This window comes from Pseudomonas sp. NPDC087029 (genome assembly GCF_044745345.1).
Taxonomy (GTDB): domain Bacteria; phylum Pseudomonadota; class Gammaproteobacteria; order Pseudomonadales; family Pseudomonadaceae; genus Aquipseudomonas; species Aquipseudomonas faucium.
The window spans coordinates 302,557-327,426 of sequence record NZ_JBIVAB010000004.1 but is presented as its reverse complement, the minus strand read 5'-3'; the positions used below and the strand labels follow the sequence as shown (position 1 = coordinate 327,426).

Genomic DNA, 24,870 nt, shown 5'->3' with positions numbered 1-24,870 from the left:
GTGAGCATCCTTTTTCCCGTCTCGCGAAGGAATGCGCACGCTCATGCTCCTGAAAAAACTGACTGCAACGCTCGTGCTGGCCAGTGCCGGCCTGCTCACGCTCCCCGCCCACGCCAACCTCTCGCAGCAACAGTCCGCGGCCATCATCAAGGCCTACGACGGCGCCGACCCTGCCGACTTCAAGGCGTTCATCGGCAAGCTCAACGGCAGTGACCTGGCCAAGGCCGACAACCTCGGCGCAACCCTCGAGGCCTTCCTCGCCAACAAGCCGCTAAGCGCCGAGCAGCAGAACGAGATCAACCGCCTGCTGGGCCTGTACACCCGCATCAAGTACGGCAAGGCTGCCACCGAAACCCTGCGCGAGCTGGTGGCCATCCCCACCTTCAGCGTCGAAGGCGTGCCGCAGCACGAGAACCCCGAGTTCCTCAAGATCGCCGACAAGATCAAGGCCCTGGCCGAAGGCTTTGGCCTGGCCTTCCGCAACATCGACAACCGCGTGTACGAGATTTCCCTCGGCGAGGGCAAGGAAGTGGTGGGTATCCATGCCCATGCCGACGTGGTGCCGGTCAACCCGGACAACTGGAAGCTGGACGACGGCACCCGCCTGGACCCGTTCAAGGTCACCCTGGTCGGCGACCGCATGTACGGGCGCGGCACCGAGGACGACAAGAACGGCATCGTCGTGGCGCTGTACGCGCTGAAGGTGGCCAAGGACGAGAAACTGCCTCTGGCCCGGCAGTTCAAGCTGCTGATCGACACCACCGAAGAAACCAGCGGTGAGGCCATCCCCTACTACTTCGCCCGCAACCCGACGCCCGACTACAACCTGGCGCTCGATGGCGGCTACCCGGTGGTGATCGCCGAAAAAGGCTACGGCACCATCATGGCCAGCTTCAGCAAACGCCCGGCCAGCGGCAAGGGCGCGGAAATCGTCAACCTGACCGGCGGCCTGGCCACCAACCAGATTCCCACCACTTCGGTGGCCACGCTGAAAAGCGACAAGCCGGCGCAACTGGCCGCGCAACTGGAAAAAGCCGGCGCCGACTACGTGCAGCGCAACGGCAACGACTTCAAGATCACCGCCAAGGCCGAAGGTGACAAGGTGCTGCTCACGGTGACCGGTGTTTCGGCCCACTCCTCCGAGCCGGAATCCGGGGTCAACCCGGTGGCGCGCATGCTCGGCTTCATCAACGGCCTGGGCGAGCAGGTGCCGCTCAAGCACAACCAGTTCACCGACGCCGCCCGCTATGCCGCCGACAACTGGGGCCTGGACTACCTGGGCAACAAGCTCGGCGTGGCGTTCAAGGACGACTTCATGGGCCCGCTGACCGCCTCGCTGACCTTCGTTGGCGTGGACAAGAAAGGCCTGAAGCTGGCGGTGAACCTGCGCATCCCCAAGGGCAAGCCACTGGCCACGATCAAGGACGAACTGGCCGACAAGCTGGGCGACTGGGCCCGCCAGAGCCACACTTCGGTGGCCTTCAACTACAGCCTCGACGAGCCGATGTACCGCAACCCCGAGGGTGAATGGGTCAAGGCCCTGCTCGATGTCGCCAGCGAGAACCTGGGCATGCAGCACGCGTTCGGCACATCGGCCGGCGCCACCTCGGTGCATGACCTGCCCAACGGCGTGCAGTTCGGCCTGGCCATGCCGGACGTGAAGTACACCGGGCACAACGACAACGAGTTCAAGACCGTGGAGCAGTTCATGCTCGACCTGCAGGTGGTGAGCGAGATGGTGGCGCGGATCGGGCAGATGCCCAAGCTTTGATCGTTTTCCATGAAAAAAAGGCGCCTAAGGCGCCTTTTTTCGACAGCATTCCCAATCGATCCATCGGCGCCATTGTTTCGCCACTAACGAGATATTTGCTAACCTCCTGAGCCTGTTCCCACGAACATGTTCGCCGACCGTTTGAAAGGACTCACAAATGGCAATGGTTTTTTGCCGCGGCTGCGCTCGTCAGCTGCACGAATCGGCACCCACCTGCCCACAATGTGGCGCCCCTCAATTTGCAGTGCCTGCAAACACCCAGGCCAGCGGTGGCCAAACACCGTGGCTGGGAGCCATATCCCTGATCCTCGGCGTCAACGGCCTGAGCACGCTGTTCGATGACGGTGAATGGGACAACGACACCCTGCTGGGCCTGAGTTTGTTCGCCGGCATGGGCCTGATCATGGGCATCATCAGCATCACCCAGAAGAAACCCGGCAATGGCCTCGCCATCGCCGGCTTGATCTTGTCTGGCATATCGCTGTTCTTCTACATCGGTCTTTCAAGAAGCTAATCAACGGTGAGGGAAAACAAATGAGCATGGTGTTCTGCCGCGGCTGCGCCAAACAGATTGATGAAACCGCCTTGAGCTGCCCGGGGTGTGGCGCGCCCCAGGTTGCCAACGGTGGTGTGGCAGCTACAGCTGTAGCCGACAACACGCCGATTACTTTCGGCAATGTATTCCCTAGGGTGCTGAAGAAATACGCCACGTTCCAAGGGCGCGCCCGCCGCAAGGAATACTGGTTGTTTCTTCTGGTCAGTACGCTGATCTCCCTTGCCATCGCTGTCGTCGAAGCCTTGGCGGGTGATTCACAGATCCTCACCAACATTTACAACTGGGGGCTCTTGCTTCCCACCATCGCTGTCGGTGTACGTCGCCTGCATGACAGCGACCGAAGCGGCTGGTGGCTGCTGCTGCCGATCGTGAACCTGATTTTCCTGATCCAGGACGGCACTCCTGGCGACAACCGCTTCGGCCCCAACCCGAAGGCCACTTCCGTATAGGTAATTTCGCCCACGTGCGGGTACCGGGTACTCAAGCAGGGCAATGACGTTTTTCAATCGACTCCATGCCGTTTCCTGCATTGCCGTGCAGGCCGGCGTGCTGGATGCTTTATTTACTCCAAGAGCTCGGTTTACCACCCGCAGAGGCCTGTATGAAGAACGTCGAACAAATCCTCAAGACCAAGTCCCAGCACCAGACCGTCTACACCATCGGCCCGGATGACTCGGTACTCGACGCCCTGAAAATGCTGGCGGAGAAAAACGTCGGCGCGCTGCCGGTGGTGGAGAACAACCAGGTGGTGGGCATCGTCAGCGAGCGTGACTACGCGCGCAAGCTGGTGCTCAAGGGCCGCTCGTCGGCGGCAACGCCTGTGCGCGACATCATGAGCGCGCCGGTGGTCACGGTCGAGCCGAAACAGAACCTTGAGTACTGCATGAACCTGATGACCGACCGCCACTTGCGCCACCTGCCGGTGGTCAGCAATGGCGAGCTGCTCGGGCTGCTGTCGATCGGCGACCTGGTCAAGGAAACCATCGCCGAGCAGGCCAGCCTGATCAAGCAGCTGGAGCAGTACATCCGCGGCGAATGAGCCCACTCAGTGATAGGCGCGCTCCAGCTCGTCCAGCTGATGGTCGAAGCTGCGCAGGCGCGCCGACCAGGTGTACACCAGCACTTCCAGGTCACGATTGAGCACTGCCGTGTTGCCATGGCCGGTGCTCGACGGCTCGCACAGGTCGAGCTGGTAGCGCTCGCGCGCCATGGCCGTAGCCACGCTGGAAAGGTCGCGGGCATTGGCCAGCCAGTGGTGATGATGGTCGTGGATTTCGCGGTCGAGCGCCCGGCACTGGCGCTTGAGGGCATCCAGGCTCTGCTCCAGCGGCGTGCCCTTGAGCTCGCCCATCACCTCCTCGAAGGTGCGCCCCGAATGCCAGTAGCTACCCCAGAAATAGCGGTCGAACACCGTCTCGACGCGGCGTAGCGCAACCTTGGTGTTCCAGATGGTCAGCAACGTTCGCCCCTGGGCCACTTCGCGCCGGTTCAGGTGCAACTGCTGCCAGGCGATCCACGTCAATGCCAGCAACGCCACCGCCGCGGTGATTGCGGCTGCAGCGTAGAGAAACTGCACGGCCTGGTTCATCTGCTGGGTCTGGCGGATGCCGTAGAAGTAACTGGCCGTCAGGGTGCCCAGGATCGTCACGGAGCACCAGAAACCTGGTGCGTAGGGATCTTTCATTGCGCCTATCCCCTTATTGTTTTCCTGAGCATAGCAACGGCCAAATCACTCATCAGGTGCCGCTCGGCGCTTTATTTTCGCGGGCGGCGCAAAGCCTCGTTGAGTTGATCGAAGGGCACTGCCCAATCGGAATCTTCAATGATGCTGTCTTTCAGGAACGCGCGCTGGGCGTCGTTCCAGAACGGCGCGTCCACCAGCTTGATTTCGTTTTTCAAAGGGGAATGGCTGGTGATGAACTGGTCGATGCTCTGCGGATCGTCCGCCAGCCCCAGCTGCTTGAACAGTTCGGCGAATGGATGAATCGGTGCGTCCATGTTTCCTCCTCATGTGCCAGGCAGGCCGTCCACGACGCCCACCCGGCATTGGTGTGTGTACATCAGCACAGCTCGCGTACTTCGGCTTGCGGTACCAGTTTCAGGTACTGCTCCATGCTCATGTGGATCAGGTGATCGTGGTCACCCGCCTCCAGGTAGACATCACCTTGGCGGGTAAGGCTCGAATCGAGCAGCATTTTTATCTGGTAGGCGTCGCCCATGGCCGGGATGGCGCCGCGCTCGCAATCACCGAACAGGCTCGGCAGGCCGCTTTCGCGGGTCAGCTGCCAGGCGCCGGACACGCGCACCTTGCTCATGTCCAGGTGCCGGTTGGCCGGGAGCACGGCCATCAGGTAGTTGCCATGGCGGTCATCGAGCATGACCGACTTGGCCACCCGTTCGGCGGGCACCCCGGCCGTGCGCGCCGACTCAAGGCTGGTGGCCGAGTGTGGGTGGGGAATGATGTCGTAATCGCAGTTGGCCTGGTCCAGGCGCTGCTGCAAGGTCTTGGCCATACGCATGATGCACCTCCGGTTTCGCCCCCAATCTTCAAGTTTAGGCCGTACCCCGGCAGCCACAGCTAAACTTCTAGAACACAGGCCCGCGAGGTGACGACAGGTGCTCGCTCGATGTTGCCGCTGGTTGATGCTGATGCTGGTACTTGGCTTCGCCCCGAGTGGCAGCGCCGCGCCCGGCGCGGTGTGGGTGCTGAGCATCGATGACGCCATTGGCCCGGCCAGCGCCGACTACCTGGTGCGCAGCCTGGAGCAGGCCAAGGACCAGGGCGCGCAACTGGTGGTCATCCGCCTGGACACCCCGGGCGGGCTGGACAGCGCCATGCGCCAGATGATCAAGGCGATCCTCGCCAGCCCCGTGCCGGTGGCCACCTACGTCGCCCCCAGCGGCGCCCGTGCCGCCAGCGCCGGCACCTACATCCTCTATGCCAGCCACGTGGCGGCCATGGCCCCCGGCACCAACCTCGGCGCGGCGACGCCCGTGCAGATCGGTGGCGCGCCCGGGCTGCCCAAGGACGACAAGGCCAGCCCTTCAGGCGATGAAGCCACCTTGGCGCGCAAGCAGGTCAACGACGCCGCCGCCTACATCCGTGGCCTGGCGCAGTTGCGCGGGCGCAACGCCGACTGGGCCGAGCAGGCAGTGCGCGACGCGGTGAGCCTGCCCGCCAGCGAAGCCCTGCGCCTGAAGGTGATCGACCAGCTGGCCAGCGACCTGCCCGAGCTCATGCGCCAGCTCGACGGCAAGAGCGTGACCGCCGCCGACCAGCCGCGCCAGCTACACACCCGCGACGCGAGCCTGGTGGAACACCTGCCCGACTGGCGCACGCGCCTGCTGGCGGTGATCACCAACCCCAGCGTGGCGCTGATCCTGATCATGATCGGGGTGTACGGCCTACTGTTCGAATTCATCAACCCAGGTTCCGCGGTCGGTGGCGTGGTTGGTGGCATCTGCCTGCTGCTGGCGCTATACGCCCTGCAGCTGCTGCCGGTGAGCTTTGCCGGCGTGGCGCTGGTGCTGCTCGGCATCGCCTTCATGATCGCCGAAGCATTCCTGCCCAGTTTCGGCGTGGTCGGCTTCGGCGGCATCGTGGCCTTCGTGGTCGGCGCATTGATCCTGGTCGACACCGACGCCCCCGGCTTCGGCATCCCGCTGACGCTGATCGCCACCCTGGCGGTGCTTTCTGCACTGCTGATCGGCGGCGTGCTGGGCATGGCCCTGAAAGCGCGCCGGCGGGCGCTGGTCAGCGGCGATGCCGGCCTGGTCGGCAGCCTGGTCACCGTGACCCAGGTAACCGCGAACGACCCCTTCTGCGGCTGCGTGCTGGCCCAGGGGGAACAGTGGCAGGTGCATTGCGCCACACCCCTGCAAACCGGCCAGCACGTGCGCGTCACGGCACGCCGAGGGGTCATGCTGGAAGTGAGCGCCGCCGCAGCGGCGCAAGGGGAATGACGATGTTCATGCAAGTGGGTTTTGGCGCCGTGCTGGTCGTGCTGGCGATGCTGTTGCTCTCGGCCTTTCGCATCCTGCGCGAGTACGAGCGTGGCGTGGTGTTCCAGCTCGGGCGCTTCTGGCAGGTCAAGGGGCCGGGGTTGATCCTGCTGATCCCGGTGATCCAGCAGATGGTCCGGGTCGACCTGCGCACCGTGGTGCTGGATGTGCCGCCGCAGGATGTGATCACCCGCGACAACGTCTCGGTCAAGGTCAACGCCGTGCTGTACTTTCGCGTGCTCGACCCGCAGAAGGCGATCATCCAGGTCGAGGACTTCCTGGTCGCCACCAGCCAGCTGGCGCAGACCACCCTGCGCGCGGTGCTGGGCAAGCACGAGCTGGACGAGCTGCTGGCCGAGCGCGAGCAGCTCAACCTGGACATCCGCCATGTGCTCGATGCGCAGACCGACGCCTGGGGCATCAAGGTGGCCAACGTCGAGATCAAGCACGTCGACCTCAACGAATCGATGGTCCGTGCCATTGCCCGCCAGGCCGAGGCGGAGCGCGAGCGGCGGGCCAAGGTGATCCATGCCGAAGGCGAGTTGCAGGCTTCCGAGAAGCTGATGCAGGCGGCGCAGATGTTGAGCAAGGAGCCCGGGGCCATGCAGCTGCGCTACATGCAGACGTTGGGGTCGATTGCCGGCGACAAGAGCTCGACCATCGTGTTTCCGATGCCGCTGGACTTGCTCAAGGGAATGGTGGACCGGCAGAAATGAAAAGGGGCCTTCACAAGGCCCCTGGCAAGCGGTCAGATCGGCGCGCGGCGCAAGGTCGCGAGGAAGGTGGCAGCGCCAATGAACAACCCGGCAAAGGTACGGTTCAAGCGCTTCTGCTGCTTGGGCGTGCGCAACAGGCGCAGCACCCGCGAGGCAAGGCCGGTGTAGCCCGCCATCACCAGCATGTCGACGCTGATCATGGTGACCGTGATCGCGATGTACTGTGGCAACAGCGGCGCATGCGGGTTGAGGAACTGCGGCAGCACCGCGAGCATGAACACCAGCGCCTTGGGGTTGCTGACGTTGACCAGGAAGCCGCGGAACACCAGGCTCAGCGGTTTGCCGATCGGGCGCACGCCGGATTCCTCGGTCATGTCCATCGGCAGGGCGCGCCATTGCTTGTAGGCCAGGTAGATCAGGTAGGCGACGCCGAACCATTTGATGACCTGGAACGCGGTGGCGGAAGCGGCGAGGATGGCGCCCACGCCGGCGGCAATGATGGCGATCTGCACGATCAGGCCCAGCTGCAGGCCCAGGGCGTTCCAGTAACCGCGCCAGAAACCGTACTGCAGGCCGCTGGACATCGAGGCAATCGCCCCGGCGCCCGGTGAAAGGCTGATCACCCAACACGCGGCAAAGAAGCCCAACCACACTTCCATCGACATCACACACCTCGCTCAACGTATGTTTCAAAACGTTAAGCTAAGGGGTTGGTGAAAAAATGACCAGTGATTTCTACAGAAATCCTTTCGCCTATCGCCGGCTACTTGTGGGAGCCGGCTTGCCGGCGATAGGGCCCGCACTCTCGACACCAAGCGATCAGGACAACGCCTCGAGCTCAGCCTGCATGCTCTCAAGGGTTTCCAGCGCTTCCATCCACCCTTCCTCAAGCTCGCCTTCGCGCTGCTTGAGCTTGGTCTGGCGAGCCAGCAGGTCACGCAGCTCATCCTTGCGCGCCGCCTCGTACAGCCCACTATCAGCCAACGCCGCCTCGATCTCGGCCAGCTGCGCATGCACCTGGTTGAGCTCGGCTTCCAGCTTGTCGGCGGCCTTCTTGTGCGGCGCCAGTTGCTGGCGCAAGGCGGCAGCAGCCTGGCGCTGGGCCTTCTTGTCGGTCTTGTCCGGGTTGGCCGAACCCGTGCTCGCCGGCGCGCTGCGCTGGCGGTACTCGACCAGCCAGCGGCTGTAGTCGTCGAGGTCACCATCGAAGGTGTCGACCTTGCCGTCAGCCACCAGCAGGAACTCGTCGGTGGTGCTCTTGAGCAGGTGACGGTCGTGGGAAACCACCACCACGGCGCCGGAAAATTCCTGCAAGGCCATGGTCAGCGCCAGGCGCATTTCCAGGTCGAGGTGGTTGGTCGGTTCGTCGAGCAGCAGCAGGTTTGGCCGTTCCCAGGCGATCAGCGCCAGGGCCAGGCGGGCCTTTTCGCCGCCGGAGAAATTCACCACCGGCTCGTCGACGCGGTCGCCATGGAAGTCGAACCCGCCAAGGAAGTCACGCAGGGTCTGCTCGCGTTCGGCCGGGGCGATGCGCTGCAGGTGCAGCAGCGGGCTGGCCTTGTCGTCCAGCGAGTCGAGCTGGTGCTGGGCGAAGTAGCCCACGGCAAGGTTCTCGCCACGCACCAGGCGGCCCGACAGCGGCTCGAGCTCGCCGGCGAGGTTCTTGATCAGGGTCGACTTGCCCGCGCCGTTGGGGCCGAGCAGGCCGATCCGCGCACCCGGTACCAGCTGCAGTTTGACCTTGTCCAGAATCGCCTTGTCGCCATAGCCCAGGCGGCCTTCGGACAGGCTCAGCAGCGGGCTGGAGATTTTCTGCGACTCACGGAAGACGAAGTCGAACGGCGAGTCGACATGCGCCGCCGACAGCTCTTCCATGCGCTCCAGGGCCTTGATCCGGCTCTGCGCCTGGCGGGCCTTGGTGGCCTGGGCCTTGAAGCGGGCAATGTACTTTTCCATGTGCGCGCGCTGGGCCTGCTGCTTCTCGTAGGCTTGCTGCTGCTGCGCCAGGCGCTCGGCACGGGTGCGTTCGAAGGCGCTGTAGCCGCCCTTGTACAGGTTGAGCTTGCGCTGCTCGACGTGCAGCACGTGGTCGACCACGGCATCGAGGAAGTCGCGGTCGTGGGAGATCAGCAACAGCGTGCCGGGGTAGCCCTTGAGCCAGTCTTCCAGCCACAGGATGGCGTCGAGGTCCAGGTGGTTGGTCGGTTCGTCCAGCAGCAGCAGGTCGGACGGACACATCAAGGCCTGGGCCAGGTTCAGGCGCATCCGCCAGCCACCGGAGAAGTCGCCTACCCGGCGGTCCATCTGCTCGTTGGTGAAGCCAAGGCCGGCCAGCAGCTTGCGCGCTCGCGCATCGGCGGTGTAGCCGTCGGCACTTTCCAGCTCACTGTGCAGGCGCGCCAGGGCAGTGCCGTCGTGGGCCTGCTCGGCCAGGGCAAGCTCGGCCTGGACCTTGCGCAGGCGCACATCGCCGTCGAGCACATAGTCCACGGCCAGGCGATCGAGGGTGTCGACCTCCTGGCGCATGTGCGCGATGCGCCAGTCACCGGGCAACTGGCAGTCGCCGCCATCGGGCGAAAGCTCGCCGCGCAGCAAGGCGAACAGGCTGGATTTGCCGGCGCCGTTGGCGCCGATCAGGCCGGCCTTGTGACCGGTGTGCAGGGTCATCTCGGCGCCGTCTAGCAAGCGCTGCGGACCACGCTGTAAAGTGAGGTTGGATAGTCTGATCATGATGGTCGCGGAGTCTACCAGCTTCCTCGGCCCGTAGCGTGAGTGGAATCATGTACACCGACCTGTGGAATCACGCCCTGGCCCTGTATGCACGGCCGGGTGTCGAAGCGGCCTGCTTGCACGTGCAGGCATTGGGCGGCGATGTCTGCCTGCTGCTGTGCGCAACCTGGTTGCAGGCGCGTGGCGTCACGCCGGACCCTGCGCGCGTGCAGGCCTTGCGTGCGCTTGCCGAACCTTGGCAGCAGGAAGTGGTGACGCCCCTGCGCAGCCTGCGCCAGGCGTGGCGGGCAGCCGCGCAGCACGAGCCGCACCTGGCGGCGCTGAGGGAGCAAGTGAAAGGGTTGGAACTGCAAGCGGAAAGGACGTTGCTGGAGCGCCTGCAGGCGTGTGCGCAGCAGTGGCCTGCAGGTGAGCAGGCGGGCTCGCAAGATTGGCTGGCCTGGCTTGCGCCAGACCAGGCCCGTGGCCACGACGCGCTGGAGCAGTTGCGCGTCGCGGCCGCAGGGCTTCAGGAGGCCGAAGACGGCGCCTGAGCTGGGGTGCTGGCCGGGGCCGAAGGTGCTGCCGGGGTAGCCGAGTTGGTCGCTGGGGTAGCCGCAGTGGCCGGTTTGGTTTCGGCTGGCTTGCTGGCAACTGGCTTGGCGGCTGGCTTGGCAGCAGGTTTGCCTGCGGACCTGGCTGCTGGCTTGGCTGCGGCTGGCTTGGCGGCCGGCTTGGCTGGAGCTTTGGCAGCGGCAGGCTTGGCCGCAGGTTTTGCTGCAGGCTTGGCAGCTGCAGCTTTGGCCGCTACCGGTTTTGCAGCAGGCTTGGCGGCTGCAGCTTTGGCCGGCGCCGCTTTCGCAGCAGGCTTGGCAGCAGCGGTTTTGGCTGCAGCAGGCTTGGCAGCGGGTTTAGCGGCAGCGGTTCTTGCCGGGGTAGCTTTGGCAGCGGCGGGTTTGGCTGCAGCCGCTTTGGACGGTGCCTTGGCTGCGGCCGGCTTGGCAGCTGCGGTACGCGCTGGGGCCTTGGTGGTTGCTGCGCGGGCTGGCGCCTTGGCTGCAGGTTTAGCAGCCGCTTTGGCCGCAGGCTTGGCGGCCGCTTTTGCAGGTGCCTTGGCCGCTGGTTTGGCCGCAGCCTTGGCCGACTTCGCCGCTACCGCGCGCTGCTCCAGTGCCTTGCCAGCCGACTCGCGTACCTTGCCAACACCCTGGGCCAGTTTCAGGCTTTCCTGGGCATCGCGCTTGAGTTGCTGAATATAAGTACGGGTTTGCGTCTGGCGCTCTTTGAGCGAGTCGAGCAACCCTTCAAGTTCGCCAATGGCTTTCTGCGCTTTGCCCTGGGCCTTGGCTTTGCCTGCCTTGGCCGCGTCCTGCAACTTCAGGCGGCCGTTATGCAGTTTTTCCTGCGCCTTGACGCGTTGCTTTTCCAACTTGGCCAGCAGTTTCTCCGCATCAGCCAGCGCTTGCGTGCAGGCATCTTCCAAGTGATCGAGCAGGCTGCCCGAAAGTTGCTGGAGCAGGTGTAACGGCGTGCTTACTGGCTTCTTTTTGGCCGACATGGTTTACCTCCTGGCTGACGAGATTGCGGCTCATACTATGCTTCTGCTGCTACTGCCGCTAGGGCATGTGGACAGTATCGCTAGCGCCGCGTTGCATGCCTGGGCAAAGTTGTTGTCTTGCAGCTGCGTGCAAGTGTAGTTGCTTAACAAATCGCTGCTGATATTTACGCAGGTGCGCTGGCATACTTCATCGCTCATTGAGCTGGAGTTGCGCATGCCTCGTTATCTTGTATTCGGTCTGAGCCTGTTGGCGCCCTTCGCTCTGGCCGCCCCCGATACCGCCCCAGGCAACGACGCCGACCTGGCCTACAGCCTGGGCGCCAGCCTGGGTGAGCGGCTGCGCGAGGAAGTACCGGGGCTGCAGCTGGATGCGCTGGTAGAAGGGCTGCGCCAGTCCTATCAGAACCAGCCGCTGAAACTCGACAAGGCGCGCATGCAGGCCATATTGCAGCAGCATGAAGAACAGGCGAGCAACACTGCCGAACAGGCCGAGGTGGCGAAACTGCTGGCCATCGAAACACGCTTCATGGCCAATGAACGCGCCCGCGCCGGCGTGCACGAACTGCCCGAAGGCGTGCTGTACAGCGAGCTGAGCAGCGGCAATGGCGCGCAGCCAAAAGCCAATGGCAAGGTGCAGGTGCGCTATGTCGGCAGGCTGCCGGATGGCTCGGTATTCGACCAGAACCAACAGCCGCAGTGGTTCAGCCTGGGCTCGGTGATCGAAGGCTGGCAGGTGGCGTTGCCGCAGATGAAAGTCGGTGCGAAATGGCGCCTGGTGATCCCATCAGCGCAAGCCTATGGCGCCGAGGGGGCGGGTGACTTGATTGCACCCTACACACCCCTGGTATTCGAGATCGAACTGCTGGCTGTCGGCGACTGACGCCACCTTCAGGCTTGCACCGCGCCTTCTTCCTTGTGGGCGTTGTGCAGCACTTCGATCAGGCAGTCTTCGAGCTCGAAGCGCTCGTGCAGCAAGCCACCCAACTTGGTGAGTTTGTCGGCGAAACGCTCAGGGTCCTTGCACTCGCCTTTTTCGCAATGGTCATTGAAGGCCAGTGCAAATTGCGTGCTGTCATCGATGCGCGGGTTGATCTGCGTGGCCAGTTCCAGCCCCCGCGTATCACCAAACGCCTTGGCTTCGCTGACCAGTTGCTCGCTGACCTCGAAATGCCACGCCGAGACGTAGTCGACCAGCAGCGCGCAAAAATCCCCGTTGGTGTCCTTGTCGGCGAAGGCCGGCTTCACGGCGCGCAAGGCGCGGAAAGCCTCCACCAGTTCCTGGCGCTCCTCGAGCCAGCGGTCGATCAGCTTATGGACCCCGCCCCAGCGTTCCTGGGCGTTCTGACAACTATCGAGCATGGCGATCTCTTCCCTTCTGGGTAGATGCCGCTGCACCTCGCACTACGACCGCGCAGCACAAAGGTGACATCAGCAGGACGGCATCGAGCAGTTGTGTTTTCGGTATGCGTGCTGGGAGATTATTCCCGCACGTGCTGCCCATCAAGGTACGCAGCAGACAAAGTTCATACAAGTGTTTAATACCCTGGCGCAGCACCATTGGTCGCGCTGGCGCTCAAGGCTTGCGCTGGGTCAACTTTCACCCAGGCTGCGCAAACGATACGCCAGCAGGCAGGCCATGGGCAGCAGCGCCAGCAGCAGGAACGCCAGCAGGCTCCATTCGGGCAAGGTCAGGTCCAGAAAGCTCCAGGTCAGCGAGCTGCAGCCCGGTCCGCCCAGCAGCAACTGCCAGGCCGCTTCGCCAAAGGGCTGGTCGAACAGCTGCCAGAGCGATGGCGGGCACACATGGCCTTTGTCGTCGGCGCCCTGCAACCACACATGCCGCGCCGCCAGCAACGCGCCAAATGCCGAGCTGGCCAGCGCTGCCCAGGCATAGCGCCGAATGCCGCGCGGGCCTGGCACATGCACCGCCCCGCACAGGCAGATCAGCGCATACACGCCCAGCAGCACACGCTGGCTGAAACACAGCGGGCATGGCGTGAGGCCCAGGGTTGCCTGCAGGTAGAAGGACGCAATCAGCACTGCCAACGAGGCCAGGCAGGCAGGAAGAAAGAACGTGCGCAGACGGGCCGGCATGGGCGTAGAAGGTCCGGAGAGTGAAGTGGTTTGAAACGGTAGAGGAAAGGCGCGCTTTGTTTCAAGGCAAGACAGGCGCGAGAAGTCGCTGAGCAGCAGAGGAAATCTCAAACTGGGTTGTAGGGCTTTTCCTAAGAACGATGGCGCACCTTTAACGTGCTGCGCTGGAGAAGTAACCAGCCCCCGGAGCCCGCGCCTCGGCGCGGGCCCAGGGTCGGTCAGGCGCGCACGCCTTCAGGCAACGGCAAGGCCAGCAGGCGCTCATCGAGCAGGCCCAGGCCTTCCTGGAACAGCTGGTTGCTACGCTCGGTCTCGCCCAGCCCGGCCAGCAGGCGTGCAAGCTCGGCACAGGTTTCCGGGTTGCGTTCCATGCGCAGGCTGCTTTCGAGGTAGTCGCGCGCCTTGCCCCACAGGCGGTTCTGCAAGCTCAGGCGACCGAGCGTGAGCAGCAGGCTCGGGTCTTGCGGGTGGTCTTTGAGCCAGCCTTCGGCAGCCTGCAGCTGGCGCGCCGGGTCATCGCCGCGCACCAGGCCGTACAGGCGAGCGAGGTGGCTTTCGTAGTCGCGCTTGAGGGCGCTGCGCAGCACCTGCTCGGCTTCACCCTGGGCACCGACCTGGCGCAGCTGCTCGGCATAGGCCAGCACCAGCTGTGGCTCCTGGCGCTGCGCCGCGGTCAGCTGCTGCCAGGCGCGTTCCAGCGACTGGCGAGCGCTTTGCGAATCCTCGCCACGGGTGGCCGCCAGGCTCAGGTTCTGGCCCCAGGCACGCTGCTCCAGCGCAGCAAGCTCGCTGGCCGGGAGCACCTTGCTCTTGCGCAGGTCGGGCAGCAGGCGAATCAGTGCCGACCAGTCGCCGCGCTCCAGGTACAGGCGCTGCAGCAAGCGCAGCACCTGGGTGTTGTGCGGGTGGCGCTCCTGCATGGCGAGCAGGGTTTCCAGCGCGCCATCGCTTTCGCCGCGGTCCATCTGCAACTGCGCATGGGTCAAGGCGATGGCCAGTTCGGCCTGGGGTTGGCGCTCCAGGGCGCGCTCGAGCAGGTCGTTGCTCTCCTGCGTGCGGCCTTGCTCGTTGGCGGCGCGGGCCGCACCCAGGTAATACAGCAGCGGCTGGCGTTCGGCCTCGGCGGCGCGGCGCAGGTGGCGCTCGGCGCTGGCCCAGCGACCTTCGGCAAGGTCCAGCTGGCCCTGCTCGATGGCGATGCGCACGCGCCGGCTGCGGTTGCGCCGCGACCAGGGGTTGACCACGCCGCTGGAGGTCAGCACCAGGCCGACCAGGTAGCGCAGCAGCCACAGCACCGCGACGATGGCGACCAGCGCGGCGAGCGCGGCCCACAGCCCGGACTGGTAGCGGAAGCTGCCATACGACAGCAGCACGTAGCCACTGTGCTTGGCCACCGCGATGCCCAGCGCCGCGGCGATCACGATCGCCAGCACCGCCAGCAGGTAGACACGCTTCATGGCTTGCCCCCTTCGCTGTCGGCCGGCAGGTGGCGACGCTGGATGTAGGCCTGCACCGCGGCCAGGCTCTCGCTCAGGTCAGGGGTGACCACCGAGACCGGCTGCTCGGCCAGCGCATTGAGGCTGTCGAGCATGGCCTTGCTCTGGGCGTTGTCGGCGTTGAAGTTGGCCAGCAGCACGCTGCGCGCATCGTCCAGGGCCTGGGTGTAGACCTTGGCCTCGCCGTTGAGCGCCGCCCACTGGGCCTGCTCGATGGTCAGGCTCAGGGCCAGGCGCAACTGGTTGAGCGACTGCCCGGCCAGCAGCGGGCGCACATTGTCGTCGGCGTCGAAGTCGATCTGGAAGTACTTGGAGATCTCGGCCCACCACTGCGACAGGCGGCTGGCGCCATCGCCATCGGCGGTCAGGGCACCGAGCGCATCGGCGTTGCTGTCGAATTCAGGCGACTGGGCACTGAGCTGCTGCACCAGGTCACGCTGGGCTGCCAGCTTGAGGAACAACCCGGTGCGGTCTGGTTGCTGGGTGCTGTTGAGCGTTGCCAGGCTGCGCGCAAGCTGCTCGCGGGCGGCGTAGGCGCCGGGGTCGCTCTGTTCGCGCAGGATCTCGTCGGCGCCTTCGACCAGCGCCTTGGCACTGGTGATGTCCTGCAACGCCGAGAGGCGCAGGGTCGCCAGGCGCAGCAGGTGCTCGGCCTCGGCCAGGCGCCACTCCTTGCGGCTCTCGCCAAGCACGGTTTCCAGGCGCTGGCTGAGCCGCTGCTGGTCGCCTTGCAGTTGCGTCACCAGGCGGCGGCGGTCTTCCAGCTCGCTGGCGGCCGGCAGGCTGGCCAGCTGGGCGCTGATCTGCTGTTCGCGCTGCTGCAGCGCCGCAGCGCGCTGGCTCAGCGCCTCCAGGTGCTGGCCCTGGTTCACTTCACTGCCCTGCAGCTGCCGCACCTGCCAGACACCCCAGCCGCCCACCGCCACCCCAGCGGCGCCCACCAGCAGCGCCAGCAAGGCCAGGCCGCTGCCGGAGCGTTTGGCGGGCGGGGTGGTAACCGGTTGCGCCGGCTCCTGGGCCGACGGCTGATCATTGTTCGACAAGACAGTTTCGCTCACGTATCCATCCTTTGCATGGGGGCGCACCGCTCTGAGCTTAGCGCCTTAAGAGGCAGGTGCAGCGCTGCGCTGCACGGCTGCCAGCAAGGCCGTGGCACTGGCACCACGGCAATCCACAACCTGTTGGGCCCCTGCGGCCCGGGCCTGTTCGGCCACCCGCGGGCTGGGCACGAACAACGCAAGCTGCGCCAAGCGCGGCCAATCGGCACCCGCCAGCTGCTGCAAGTGTTCAAGACCCTGCCCACTGCTGACCACCAGGCCATTGAGGCGTTCCGCTTCGATGCGGCGCAGCAACGTGCCCTGCGGGTAGTTCGGCAGGCAGCGGCGATACAGTTCCAGATAATCGACACTAGCACCTTGCTCTGCAAGACGCTCGGCCAGCAGTTCACGACCTCCGACACCGCGAACGATCAGCGCCCGCGGTGCGGCAACGGCCATGGCTGCTCGCAGCGCCGGCAGGGCCAGCAAGGCTTCACTGTCATCCCCCTGGGCAGGGCAGGCCACTTGCAGGCCCGCCTCCTGCAGCACCGCCGCCGTCGCTTCGCCTACGGTGAACCAGCCCTTTGCCGGGGGCTGCAGCGCGTTTTGCGCCAGGTGCTCGAGAAGCAGCCTGGCGGCAGGCTTGCTGACCACGATCCGCGCCTGGTACTGCCCCAGCGCGGCCAGCGTCTGGCGCTGCGGCGCATCCAGCTCGACCGGCTCGATGGCCAGCAACGGCAAGCTGCTGCTGGCGACCCCGGCGGCGGCAAGGCTCTGGGCCAGTGCCGCGCAATCATCGGCGGGGCGCGTCAGCAACAGCCGCCACTGGCTCACGGATGCCCGGCCTCGCCGTAGACTTCCTTGAGGATGGCCTCGGCGCCCTGCCCCAGCAGGTCTTCGGCAACCTGCACACCCAAGGCTTCGGCGTTGCTGCGCGGGGCACGGGCGTCAGCCACCAGCAAAGTGCCGCCGTTCGGCTGGCCGACCAGGCCACGCAGCCACAGCTGCTCGCCTTCGAGCACGGCGTAGCAGGCGATCGGCACCTGGCAGCCGCCATTCAGGCGCTTGTTCAAGGCACGTTCGGCCACGACCCGGTCGGCGGTATCGAGGTGGTGCAGCGGCGCCAGCAGGGCGTGGATCTCGCTGTCGGCGCTGCGGCATTCAATGCCCACCGCGCCCTGCCCGCCCGCCGGCAGGCTGTCGTCGACGCTGATGCTGTCGGTGATGCGCTGCTCGAAGCCCAGGCGGATCAGCCCGGCCGCCGCGAGGATGATCGCGTCGTACTCGCCGGCATCGAGCTTGGCCAGGCGCGTGTTGACGTTGCCCCGCAGGAAGTGGATTTTCAGGTCCGGCCGGCGCGCCAGCAGCTGGGCCTGGCGGCGCAGGCTGGAAGTGCCGACGATGCTGCCTGCCGGCAGGGCATCGAGGCTGGCGAAGTGGTTGGAGACAAAGGCATCGCGCGGGTCTTCGCGCTCGCAGATGCAGTACAGGCCCAGGCCTTCGGGGAAGTCCATGGGCACGTCCTTCATCGAATGCACGGCGATGTCGGCTTCGTTGTCCAGCAGGGCGGTTTCCAGTTCCTTGACGAACAGGCCCTTGCCGCCGATTTTCGCCAGCGGCGCATCGAGCAGCTTGTCGCCACGGCTGACCATGGGTACCAGGGTGACCAGCAGGCCAGGGTGCGCCTGCTCGAGGCGGGCTTTGACGTATTCGGCCTGCCACAGGGCCAAGGCACTTTTACGGGTGGCAATGCGGATTTCGCGAGTGGACATGGAGCGCCCCAATGCTTAGGAATGCCGCCGATGATAACAGCTCCGTCGGCGCCTGTAGGAGCGGCCTTGCGTCGCGAAAGGGCTGCGCAGCAGCCCCGGGGCCTATGAGATGAAGCATCAATTCTGGAGCTGCTGCGCGCCCCTTTGGCGACGCAAGGCCGCGCCTGCCAAAGCTGCGCAGACCCTGTTCAGAGGGTCTGCATCATCTTGCGCACGCCCGCCACGTGCCGGCGGCTGACGGTCAGGGCGTCACCGTCCAGGCCCTTGAGATAGAGCTGGAAATGCCCGAGCGGCGTGCGCTGCAGGCGTTCGATCCGTTCGCGGGCGACCAAGGCGTTGCGGTGGATGCGCACGAAACGATCGCCGAACTCGTCCTCCAGGGCCTTGAGCGGCTCATCGAGCAGCACCTCGCCGGCTTCGTGGCGCAAGGTCACGTATTTGTGGTCGGCGATGAAATAGATCACCTGCGGCAACGGGATCAGTTCGATGCCCTTGCGCGTGCGCGCACTGATATGGCTGCGCGGGCCGCCGCCTTCGCTGCCTGGCCGGGTCAGCGCGGCAAGCTGGCCACGGTTGGGTTTTTCCGCTTTGCGCAGCGCATCGCGCAGCGCCTGGGGCTGGATCGGCTTGGTTACATGGCTGAGGGTACTGTCCTTGAAAGCCTCGGCACCGTATTCGTCGTCACCGGTGCAGAACACCACCGACGGCGGCGCCTCGCGCTCGCACAGGCGAGCCGCGACCTGCAGGCCATCCAGGCCTGGCATGCCGATGTCCAGCAGAACTACATCGGGCTTGTGGCTTTCGATCAGTGCCAGGGCCTCCTCGCCGTTGGTGGCGCTGGGCTCCAGCACGGTGTACCCCTCCAGTTCCCCGAACAACCGCGTCAGGCGTTCACGGGCTTGGGGTTCATCATCAACGATCAGGACATTCATAATTGCTCTGGATTCCTGAGTGAGTCTCGCACAGGTATAGCGTAGACAGATGCAGGTCGAGCGACACTGCGGTCACGCTCTAGACCGATACGAAGGCCAAAGATTCACTGAGCCGGCAGATTCACTGCCAGTCCTTTGTCCAACTGTAGACGGTCCGTGGAACACTGCCGTTCAATCGGTGAATATCCTCATCCCCCGCCATTGCTACGGTTTGCCGCAGATTTCTGTCGACCGGTGTCCTTCGGCGGCGCGCCCAACCCTGCTATTATCGGCGCCACTTTTTCGTTCACGCCTTCAACGAGTGAATCCATGAGCACCGACAAGACCAATCAGTCCTGGGGCGGCCGCTTCAGTGAACCCGTCGACGCCTTCGTCGCCCGCTTCACCGCTTCGGTCGACTTCGACAAGCGCCTGTACCGCCACGACATCATGGGTTCGATCGCCCACGCCACCATGCTGGCGCAGGTCGGCGTGCTCAGCGATGCCGAGCGCGACACCATCATCGACGGCCTGAAGACCATCCAGGGCGAGATCGAGGCCGGCAACTTCGACTGGCGCGTGGACCTCGAAGATGTGCACATGAACATCGAAGCGCGCCTGACCGACCGCATCGGCATCACCGGCAAGAAGCTGCACACCGGCCGTAGCCGCAACGACCAGGTAGCCACCGACATCCGCCTGTGGCTGCGTGACGAGATCGACCTGATCCTGGCCGAAATCACCCGCCTGCAGGAAGGCCTGCTGGAACAGGCCGAGCGTGAAGCCGACACCATCATGCCGGGCTTCACCCACCTGCAGACCGCCCAGCCCGTCACCTTCGGCCACCACCTGCTGGCCTGGTTCGAGATGCTCAGCCGCGACTACGAGCGCCTGGTCGACTGCCGCAAGCGCACCAACCGCATGCCCCTGGGCAGCGCCGCGCTGGCTGGCACCACCTACCCGATCGACCGCGAGCTGACCTGCAAGCTGCTGGGCTTCGAAGCCGTGGCCGGCAACTCGCTGGACGGCGTTTCGGACCGTGACTTCGCCATCGAATTCTGCGCCGCGGCCAGCGTGGCGATGATGCACCTGTCGCGCTTCTCCGAAGAGCTGGTGCTATGGACCAGCGCGCAGTTCCAGTTCGTCGACCTGCCCGATCGCTTCTGCACCGGCAGCTCGATCATGCCGCAGAAGAAGAACCCGGACGTGCCGGAGCTGGTGCGTGGCAAGAGTGGCCGCGTGTTCGGCGCCCTGACCGGCCTCCTGACCTTGATGAAGGGCCAGCCGCTGGCCTACAACAAGGACAACCAGGAAGACAAGGAACCGCTGTTCGACGCCGCCGACACCCTGCGTGATTCGCTGCGTGCCTTTGCCGACATGATCCCGGCGATCAAGCCACGCCATGCCATCATGCGCGAGGCGGCCCTGCGCGGCTTCTCCACCGCCACTGACCTGGCCGACTACCTGGTGCGCCGTGGCCTGCCGTTCCGCGATTGCCACGAGATCGTTGGCCATGCAGTGAAATATGGCGTCGATACCGGCAAGGACCTGGCCGAAATGAGCCTGGACGAACTGCGCCAGTTCAGCGACCAGATCGAGCAGGACGTGTTCGCCGTGCTGACCCTGGAAGGCTCGGTGAATGCGCGTGACCACATTGGCGGCACTGCACCGGCTCAGGTGCGTACTGCCGTTGTGCGTGGCAAGGCGTTGCTGGCTTCGCGCTGATCTGGAAGTTGGGGCCGCTGCGCGGCCCTTTCGCGACACAAGGCCGCTCCTACAGGGAATCGCGTAACCCGGTAGGAGCGGCCTTGTGTCGCGAAAGGGCTGCAAGGCAGCCCCCAACGATCAGCGCTTGCCGCTGCGAATCATCTCCTGAAACGCCGGCATCGCCGCGTCCTTGTCTGCCACGATCCGCGCCATGTGCGGGTTCTCGCGCATTTTTTCGAGCAACGCCGCCGCCTGCGGGAAGTCCGCCAGGAAGTCGATGTTCAGCACCTTCTTGCCCACCGCATACGCAAGGTCCACCGAGAAGCAGAACATCAGGTCGGCCACCGTCAGCTCTTCACCTGCCACATAAGGTGCGAAGCGGCCATTGCGCTTGAGCGTGGCGAACCCCGCCAGCAGCTCGGCACGTGCACGCTCCTTGACCACCGGCTCCACCGCCGTGCCGAAGAATGCCTCGGCATAGCAGGTCCGCGCCGGCAACTCGATGTACAGCTCGATCTCCTTGAGCAGCTCGCGCACCTTGGCCTGCTCGAACGGGTCGGCCGGCAGCAGCGCCTTGCCACCCCGGGTCTGCTCGATGTAGTCGAGGATCACGCTGGTCTCGCTGAGAAAGCCATGTTCGGTCTCCAGCACCGGCACCTTGCCCCGCGGGCTGACCGCCAGGGCCTGGGGCGCCTGGCCGCCATAGAAGGTGACCTCCTCGAACGGCAGGCCTTTTTCCAGCAGCGCCAGCTTGACCATGTTGTAGTAGTTGCTGACCGCGAATCCGTGAAGCTTGAGCATGGGTAACAGCCTCCAGGCCGTGTGGGGATGGCCCGGCTTTTATAGACCGATCGGCAAGCCATGACCAGCGCGGGCGTGGCAAACTGTACGCCCCCTATCAGGAGTAGCGCCATGAGCGAGCCCACCGACATCGACAACGACGACGAAGCCTTCGCCGAGGCAACGCTGACCCAGGCCATCGAGAACCAGATCGAAAGCGGCGAGCCAGCGGCTGCCAAGGCCACCTTCAACAAGCTGACCCTGGTCGGCTACGAGCGCGAGGACATCCTCAACCTCATGGCCCATGTACTGGCCATCGAGATCGACAACATGCTCGCCGAAGATCGCCCGTTCGACGCCCAGTGGTACGAAAACGCCCTGCGCGCCCTGCCCGAGCTGCCACCTGAGGCAGATCAAGGCGAGGACGAATAACCCGGCTACACTCCAGGGTCAGGCACCGCTGGCGGTGCCGCCATCCTCGTCTGGAAGTCAGGAGTCGCCATGTCCTTCACCCCCGATTTGATCGCCGAACTGGAAGTGCTCGCGCTGTTCAACCTGGACAGCAGCCAGGAAGGCATCAAGATTCACGCGAACGCCTCCCCCGCCCTGGTCGCTGCGGCCAAACGCCTGCACGAAAAGCAATTGACCGATGAGCCTGATGGCGGGTACCTCACCAGCCTTGGCCACGACGCGGCCGAAAGCGTGCAACTGCTGCTGAACATCCTCAAGGCCCCGCAGCCTGCCTGAACCTGTACCGGCCTCGTCGCCGGCGTGCCGGCGACAAGGGCCAAACGGGCGCTAGAAAAATGGCGCCAAAAACCCAATCGCAGCTTATCCGAGTGCTCCACTCAGGCTAAACTCGCCAAAGCTTCCCCGGCCTGCCCCTGAGTGCGCAATGAACCACCCCCACGAAATCCGCCCGGACCTGGACGACGGCATCGACCGCAAGGTGCTGGCGAAACTGCGTGCGCGCTTTCTGCAACTCAACCAGGGCCGCCTCGAGCGTGCCATGGAAGGGCTTTCGACCCGCCAGCAGCAAGTGCTGACCCTGCTGCCGCTGCTATTCCACGTCAACCATCCGCTGCTGCCAGGCTATGTCTGCGGCAGCACCCCGGCCGGCATATCGGGCTTCGAGCCGGCTGCCGGGCTGGTCGCCGAAGGCCAGCGGCTGGCCCGCTCGTTCACCTACAAGACGCGCCTGGGCAACCCTCACCGCCCGATCCACGGGCTGTTCCTGATGGGCAGCCTCGGCTCCCTGGCCCAGGCCGAACAGAGCGACATGGACCTATGGGTGTGCCATGCCCCCGGCCTGGACGACAGCCAGCGCGAAGAACTGCAGCGCAAGTGCCAGTTGCTCGAGACCTGGGCCGCCAGCCTGGGCGCCGAGGCGCACTTTTTCCTCATCGACCCGCAGGGCTTCGCCCAAGGCCTGCGTGACGGCCAGCTCAGTTCCGACGATTGCGGCACCACCCAGCACTACCTGCTGCTCGATGAGTTCTACCGCACCGCCATCTGGCTGGCCGGGCGCACGCCGCTGTGGTGGCTGGTGCCGGTGTATGAAGAGCAGCACTATCAGCGCTACAGCGAAACCTTGCTGAGCAAGCGCTTCATCCGCAGCACCGACGCCCTCGACCTCGGCCACCTGGCCCACATCCCGGCCGGCGAGTTCGTCGGCGCCGGCCTGTGGCAGCTGTTCAAGGGCATCGACTCACCCTACAAGTCGCTGCTCAAGTTGCTGCTGACCGAGGTCTACGCCAGCGAATATCCCGCCGTGCGCTGCCTGAGCCTGGACTACAAGGAGGCGGTGTTCGCCAACCGCCTGAACCTCGATGAGCTGGACCCCTACGTGATGGTCTACCGCCGCATCGAGCGCTACCTGCAGCAGCGCGGCGAGACCACGCGCCTTGAACTGGTGCGGCGCAGCCTGTACCTGAAGGTCAACAAGAAACTCAGCGGCCTGGAGCGCAGCCGCAGCAATGGCTGGCAGCGCCAGTTGCTGCAGCGCCTGGCAGACGAATGGGGCTGGGATGAGCGCCAGCTGGCCCTGCTCGACAGCCGCAGCCAGTGGAAGGTGCGCCAGGTTGCGCTGGAGCGGCGCGAACTGGTGGCCGAGCTCAACCACAGCTACCGCTTTCTCGGCCAGTTCGCACAGAACCAGAACGCCAGCAACCGCGCCGACCAGCGCGACATGAATGTGCTCGGCCGGCGCCTGTACGCGGCGTTCGAGCGCCGCGCCGGCAAGATCGAAGTGATCAACCCCGGCATCGCCCCCGACCTTGCCGAAGACACCCTGACCCTGGTCCACTCACCCAACCGCAAGGAGCCCGGCAGCCACCACTGGGGCCTGTACAACGGCAACCTGGGCGTGCACGAATGGGAGCATTTCAGCCCGATCAAGCGCTGCCGCGAGCTGCTCGAGCTGCTGACCTGGGCCCACCGCAACGGCGTGATCGACAGCAGCACGCGCCTGGCGCTGCACCCCGGGGTAAGCGACCTCAGCGAATTCGAGCTGTTCAACCTGCTCGGCAGCCTGCAGCAGAGCATCCCATTGCCGCTGGAGCCGGTCAGCGAAGTGCGCCTGCTGCAACCCAGCGTGGCCGACGAGATCCTGTTGCTGGTCAACGTCGGCATCGACCCGCTGCGCCAGCACCGCGACCTGAACATCCTGATGACCACCGAGCGCACCGACTCGCTGAGCTACGCCGGGGTGCGCGAAAACCTGGTGCTGACCTTCGACCAGGTCACCCTCAACAGCTGGAACGAAGTGCTGGTGCAGCGCTACGACGGCGAACACGCCCTGCTGCGCTGCCTGCGCGATTTTCTCAACAGCCTCGGCCAGCGCAGCCACCGGCCGCGCGTGCGAGTGCGCTGCTTCTGCCACAACCGCGCGCAAGCCATCAGCCAGCGGGTCGAGGACATTTTCGATACCGTGCAACTGCTGCTCGACCAGGGCCGCAACCACCGCTACCTGCTGCAAGTGGCGCAGTACACCCATGTGCTGGAGCTGTTGCCTGGCCAGGTCAGCCTGGCGACGCTGAGCGGGCATGCCGCCGTGCTCGACTACCTGGCCGAAGAGCGCAGCGTCTACAGCCCCCTGCACCTGGATGCCAACGCCCTGCAGGACCACGACCTGCCGCTGGTGCTGGAGCAAGGCCGCGCCGACTGCATCCAGGTGTTCTACCGCCTGTTCGACGGCTGGGCCGACCTGTATGTGCTGGATGAATACAACGCCCTGTGGCAGCAGCGCCTGCCGCTGCACGATGAAAGCCACCTGTTGCTGCCGCTGCAGCGTTTTCTGCGCTCGGTGGTGATGCGCCGCGATGCGCGGCTGCCGTTGGACTATGTGCAACAGGCCTCGCTGCAGATCCACTACGCGCAGCTGCTGCCCTCAGGGCCAGGCAAGGCGCGCAGCAGCGAGGCGCGCCCGGCGCCAGTCGATGGCGACGGCCTGCCGTATTACGAGGTGCAGGCCATCGTGCAGGCGGGCGCGGGGGATGAGGTGCATGTGACGTTGTACTGCGACCAGCAGGAGTTCTCCGAGCTGGAGCATGGCGACGAGCTGTATGCCGTGGTTGCCCGGCAGATCCTCGGCCAGCGCCGCAGTGCCGGGCACTACCGTTGCTACATCACTGACCTGGACTTGTCGGAGCTGCTCGAGGATGAGCAGGGTTCGACCCTGCTGTACCTGCGCTACAAGCGCGAGCTCGAGCAGGCGCTCAACGATGGCCTGGCGCAGCTTCAGGCGACCCTGGAGCCCTGAG

At 65.0% G+C, this 24,870-nt stretch carries 26 protein-coding genes; 12 read left to right on the top strand and 14 right to left on the bottom strand.

Annotated elements, in window-relative coordinates:
* Nucleotides 1-43: 43 nt before the first annotated feature.
* From ACIPG5_RS09840 to ACIPG5_RS09825, 4 genes are all read left to right on the top strand, one after another.
* Nucleotides 44-1,771, top strand: coding sequence for a dipeptidase (locus tag ACIPG5_RS09840; RefSeq protein ID WP_401374604.1), 1,728 nt, complete (start codon nucleotides 44-46; stop codon nucleotides 1,769-1,771).
* A 157-nt stretch (nucleotides 1,772-1,928) separates the two neighbouring features.
* Entirely contained in the window at nucleotides 1,929-2,285 is a 357-nt protein-coding gene (locus ACIPG5_RS09835; protein WP_401374601.1) for an RING finger protein, read from the top strand.
* 26 nt (nucleotides 2,286-2,311) lie between these two features.
* Nucleotides 2,312-2,776, top strand: coding sequence for a DUF805 domain-containing protein (locus ACIPG5_RS09830; RefSeq protein ID WP_401374776.1), 465 nt, complete (start codon nucleotides 2,312-2,314; stop codon nucleotides 2,774-2,776).
* Nucleotides 2,777-2,928: 152 nt separating this feature from the next.
* Nucleotides 2,929-3,366, top strand: coding sequence for a CBS domain-containing protein (locus tag ACIPG5_RS09825; protein WP_176511426.1), 438 nt, complete (start codon nucleotides 2,929-2,931; stop codon nucleotides 3,364-3,366).
* Between the two features lie 6 nt (nucleotides 3,367-3,372).
* Here ACIPG5_RS09825 and ACIPG5_RS09820 read toward each other — a convergent pair whose 3' ends face one another.
* The 3 genes from ACIPG5_RS09820 to ACIPG5_RS09810 form a co-directional block, all read right to left on the bottom strand.
* Nucleotides 3,373-4,011 carry an NADH:ubiquinone oxidoreductase subunit N gene (locus tag ACIPG5_RS09820; RefSeq protein ID WP_236236917.1) on the bottom strand — a complete coding sequence of 213 codons (639 nt, stop codon included), beginning with the start codon at nucleotides 4,009-4,011 and terminating at the stop codon, nucleotides 3,373-3,375.
* Nucleotides 4,012-4,082: 71 nt separating this feature from the next.
* The gene (locus ACIPG5_RS09815) at nucleotides 4,083-4,325 is read right to left on the bottom strand and encodes a DUF2789 domain-containing protein (RefSeq protein ID WP_176511424.1); all 243 of its coding nucleotides are present in this window, start codon (nucleotides 4,323-4,325) and stop codon (nucleotides 4,083-4,085) included.
* 62 nt (nucleotides 4,326-4,387) lie between these two features.
* Nucleotides 4,388-4,846 carry an aminoacyl-tRNA deacylase gene (locus ACIPG5_RS09810; RefSeq protein WP_176511423.1) on the bottom strand — a complete coding sequence of 153 codons (459 nt, stop codon included), beginning with the start codon at nucleotides 4,844-4,846 and terminating at the stop codon, nucleotides 4,388-4,390.
* Nucleotides 4,847-4,943: 97 nt separating this feature from the next.
* Here ACIPG5_RS09810 and ACIPG5_RS09805 point away from each other — a divergent pair, with 97 nt between their 5' ends.
* Together ACIPG5_RS09805 and ACIPG5_RS09800 are read left to right on the top strand one after the other, a co-directional pair.
* Nucleotides 4,944-6,290, top strand: coding sequence for a nodulation protein NfeD (locus ACIPG5_RS09805; RefSeq protein ID WP_401374596.1), 1,347 nt, complete (start codon nucleotides 4,944-4,946; stop codon nucleotides 6,288-6,290).
* Nucleotides 6,291-6,292: 2 nt separating this feature from the next.
* Entirely contained in the window at nucleotides 6,293-7,045 is a 753-nt protein-coding gene (locus ACIPG5_RS09800) for a slipin family protein (RefSeq protein ID WP_176511421.1), read from the top strand.
* Nucleotides 7,046-7,077: 32 nt separating this feature from the next.
* Here ACIPG5_RS09800 and ACIPG5_RS09795 read toward each other — a convergent pair whose 3' ends face one another.
* Nucleotides 7,078-7,710 carry a LysE family transporter gene (locus ACIPG5_RS09795; RefSeq protein ID WP_176511420.1) on the bottom strand — a complete coding sequence of 211 codons (633 nt, stop codon included), beginning with the start codon at nucleotides 7,708-7,710 and terminating at the stop codon, nucleotides 7,078-7,080.
* A gap of 154 nt (nucleotides 7,711-7,864) precedes the next feature.
* A complete protein-coding gene (locus ACIPG5_RS09790) occupies nucleotides 7,865-9,775 on the bottom strand; it encodes an ATP-binding cassette domain-containing protein (protein WP_176511419.1) in 1,911 nt (636 codons plus the stop codon).
* Between the two features lie 50 nt (nucleotides 9,776-9,825).
* On the opposite strand from ACIPG5_RS09790, the gene ACIPG5_RS09785 reads away from it, so the two are divergent.
* On the top strand, nucleotides 9,826-10,308 hold the full coding sequence (locus ACIPG5_RS09785) for a TIGR02444 family protein (protein WP_401374591.1): 483 nt from the start codon (nucleotides 9,826-9,828) through the stop codon (nucleotides 10,306-10,308).
* Here ACIPG5_RS09785 and ACIPG5_RS09780 read toward each other — a convergent pair.
* A complete protein-coding gene (locus ACIPG5_RS09780; RefSeq protein ID WP_176511417.1) occupies nucleotides 10,284-11,312 on the bottom strand; it encodes an AlgP family protein in 1,029 nt (342 codons plus the stop codon). The genes ACIPG5_RS09785 and ACIPG5_RS09780 overlap by 25 nt on opposite strands.
* A 214-nt stretch (nucleotides 11,313-11,526) precedes the next feature.
* Here ACIPG5_RS09780 and ACIPG5_RS09775 point away from each other — a divergent pair, with 214 nt between their 5' ends.
* Nucleotides 11,527-12,192, top strand: a complete 666-nt coding sequence (locus ACIPG5_RS09775) for an FKBP-type peptidyl-prolyl cis-trans isomerase (RefSeq protein ID WP_176511416.1) — start codon at nucleotides 11,527-11,529, stop codon at nucleotides 12,190-12,192.
* Nucleotides 12,193-12,200: 8 nt separating this feature from the next.
* Here the strand turns inward: ACIPG5_RS09775 and rsd are convergent, their stop codons facing one another.
* The 7 genes from rsd to ACIPG5_RS09740 all read right to left on the bottom strand — a co-directional run bounded on the left by rsd (nucleotide 12,201) and on the right by ACIPG5_RS09740 (nucleotide 18,643).
* The gene (gene rsd / locus ACIPG5_RS09770; protein ID WP_176511415.1) at nucleotides 12,201-12,671 is read right to left on the bottom strand and encodes a sigma D regulator; all 471 of its coding nucleotides are present in this window, start codon (nucleotides 12,669-12,671) and stop codon (nucleotides 12,201-12,203) included.
* Between the two features lie 231 nt (nucleotides 12,672-12,902).
* On the bottom strand, nucleotides 12,903-13,406 hold the full coding sequence (locus ACIPG5_RS09765; RefSeq protein WP_176511414.1) for a disulfide bond formation protein B: 504 nt from the start codon (nucleotides 13,404-13,406) through the stop codon (nucleotides 12,903-12,905).
* A gap of 218 nt (nucleotides 13,407-13,624) precedes the next feature.
* Nucleotides 13,625-14,863 (bottom strand): heme biosynthesis protein HemY, encoded by a 1,239-nt coding sequence (locus ACIPG5_RS09760; protein WP_176511413.1) that lies wholly within the window; start codon nucleotides 14,861-14,863, stop codon nucleotides 13,625-13,627.
* Nucleotides 14,860-15,960 (bottom strand): uroporphyrinogen-III C-methyltransferase, encoded by a 1,101-nt coding sequence (locus ACIPG5_RS09755; protein WP_236236908.1) that lies wholly within the window; start codon nucleotides 15,958-15,960, stop codon nucleotides 14,860-14,862. The genes ACIPG5_RS09760 and ACIPG5_RS09755 overlap by 4 nt, the downstream gene beginning before the upstream one ends.
* Nucleotides 15,961-16,005: 45 nt before the next feature.
* On the bottom strand, nucleotides 16,006-16,773 hold the full coding sequence (locus ACIPG5_RS09750) for a uroporphyrinogen-III synthase (RefSeq protein WP_176511411.1): 768 nt from the start codon (nucleotides 16,771-16,773) through the stop codon (nucleotides 16,006-16,008).
* Complete coding sequence (gene hemC, locus ACIPG5_RS09745) at nucleotides 16,770-17,711, bottom strand: hydroxymethylbilane synthase (protein WP_401374584.1); 942 nt, start codon at nucleotides 17,709-17,711, stop codon at nucleotides 16,770-16,772. Before hemC ends, ACIPG5_RS09750 begins: the two co-directional genes overlap by 4 nt.
* A 188-nt stretch (nucleotides 17,712-17,899) precedes the next feature.
* Nucleotides 17,900-18,643, bottom strand: a complete 744-nt coding sequence (locus ACIPG5_RS09740) for a LytTR family DNA-binding domain-containing protein (protein ID WP_176511409.1) — start codon at nucleotides 18,641-18,643, stop codon at nucleotides 17,900-17,902.
* Nucleotides 18,644-18,952: 309 nt separating this feature from the next.
* Between ACIPG5_RS09740 and argH the strand changes: the two genes are divergently transcribed.
* Entirely contained in the window at nucleotides 18,953-20,347 is a 1,395-nt protein-coding gene (argH, locus tag ACIPG5_RS09735; protein WP_176511408.1) for an argininosuccinate lyase, read from the top strand.
* A gap of 120 nt (nucleotides 20,348-20,467) precedes the next feature.
* Here the strand turns inward: argH and ACIPG5_RS09730 are convergent, their stop codons facing one another.
* A complete protein-coding gene (locus tag ACIPG5_RS09730; protein WP_176511407.1) occupies nucleotides 20,468-21,130 on the bottom strand; it encodes a glutathione S-transferase in 663 nt (220 codons plus the stop codon).
* 111 nt (nucleotides 21,131-21,241) lie between these two features.
* Here ACIPG5_RS09730 and ACIPG5_RS09725 point away from each other — a divergent pair, with 111 nt between their 5' ends.
* The 3 genes from ACIPG5_RS09725 to ACIPG5_RS09715 all read left to right on the top strand — a co-directional run bounded on the left by ACIPG5_RS09725 (nucleotide 21,242) and on the right by ACIPG5_RS09715 (nucleotide 24,869).
* Entirely contained in the window at nucleotides 21,242-21,541 is a 300-nt protein-coding gene (locus ACIPG5_RS09725) for a hypothetical protein (RefSeq protein ID WP_176511406.1), read from the top strand.
* Nucleotides 21,542-21,610: 69 nt separating this feature from the next.
* A complete protein-coding gene (locus ACIPG5_RS09720; RefSeq protein WP_176511405.1) occupies nucleotides 21,611-21,856 on the top strand; it encodes a TIGR02647 family protein in 246 nt (81 codons plus the stop codon).
* A gap of 148 nt (nucleotides 21,857-22,004) precedes the next feature.
* Nucleotides 22,005-24,869, top strand: a complete 2,865-nt coding sequence (locus tag ACIPG5_RS09715) for a class I adenylate cyclase (protein ID WP_401374578.1) — start codon at nucleotides 22,005-22,007, stop codon at nucleotides 24,867-24,869.
* The last annotated feature ends 1 nt before the right edge of the window (nucleotide 24,870 follow it).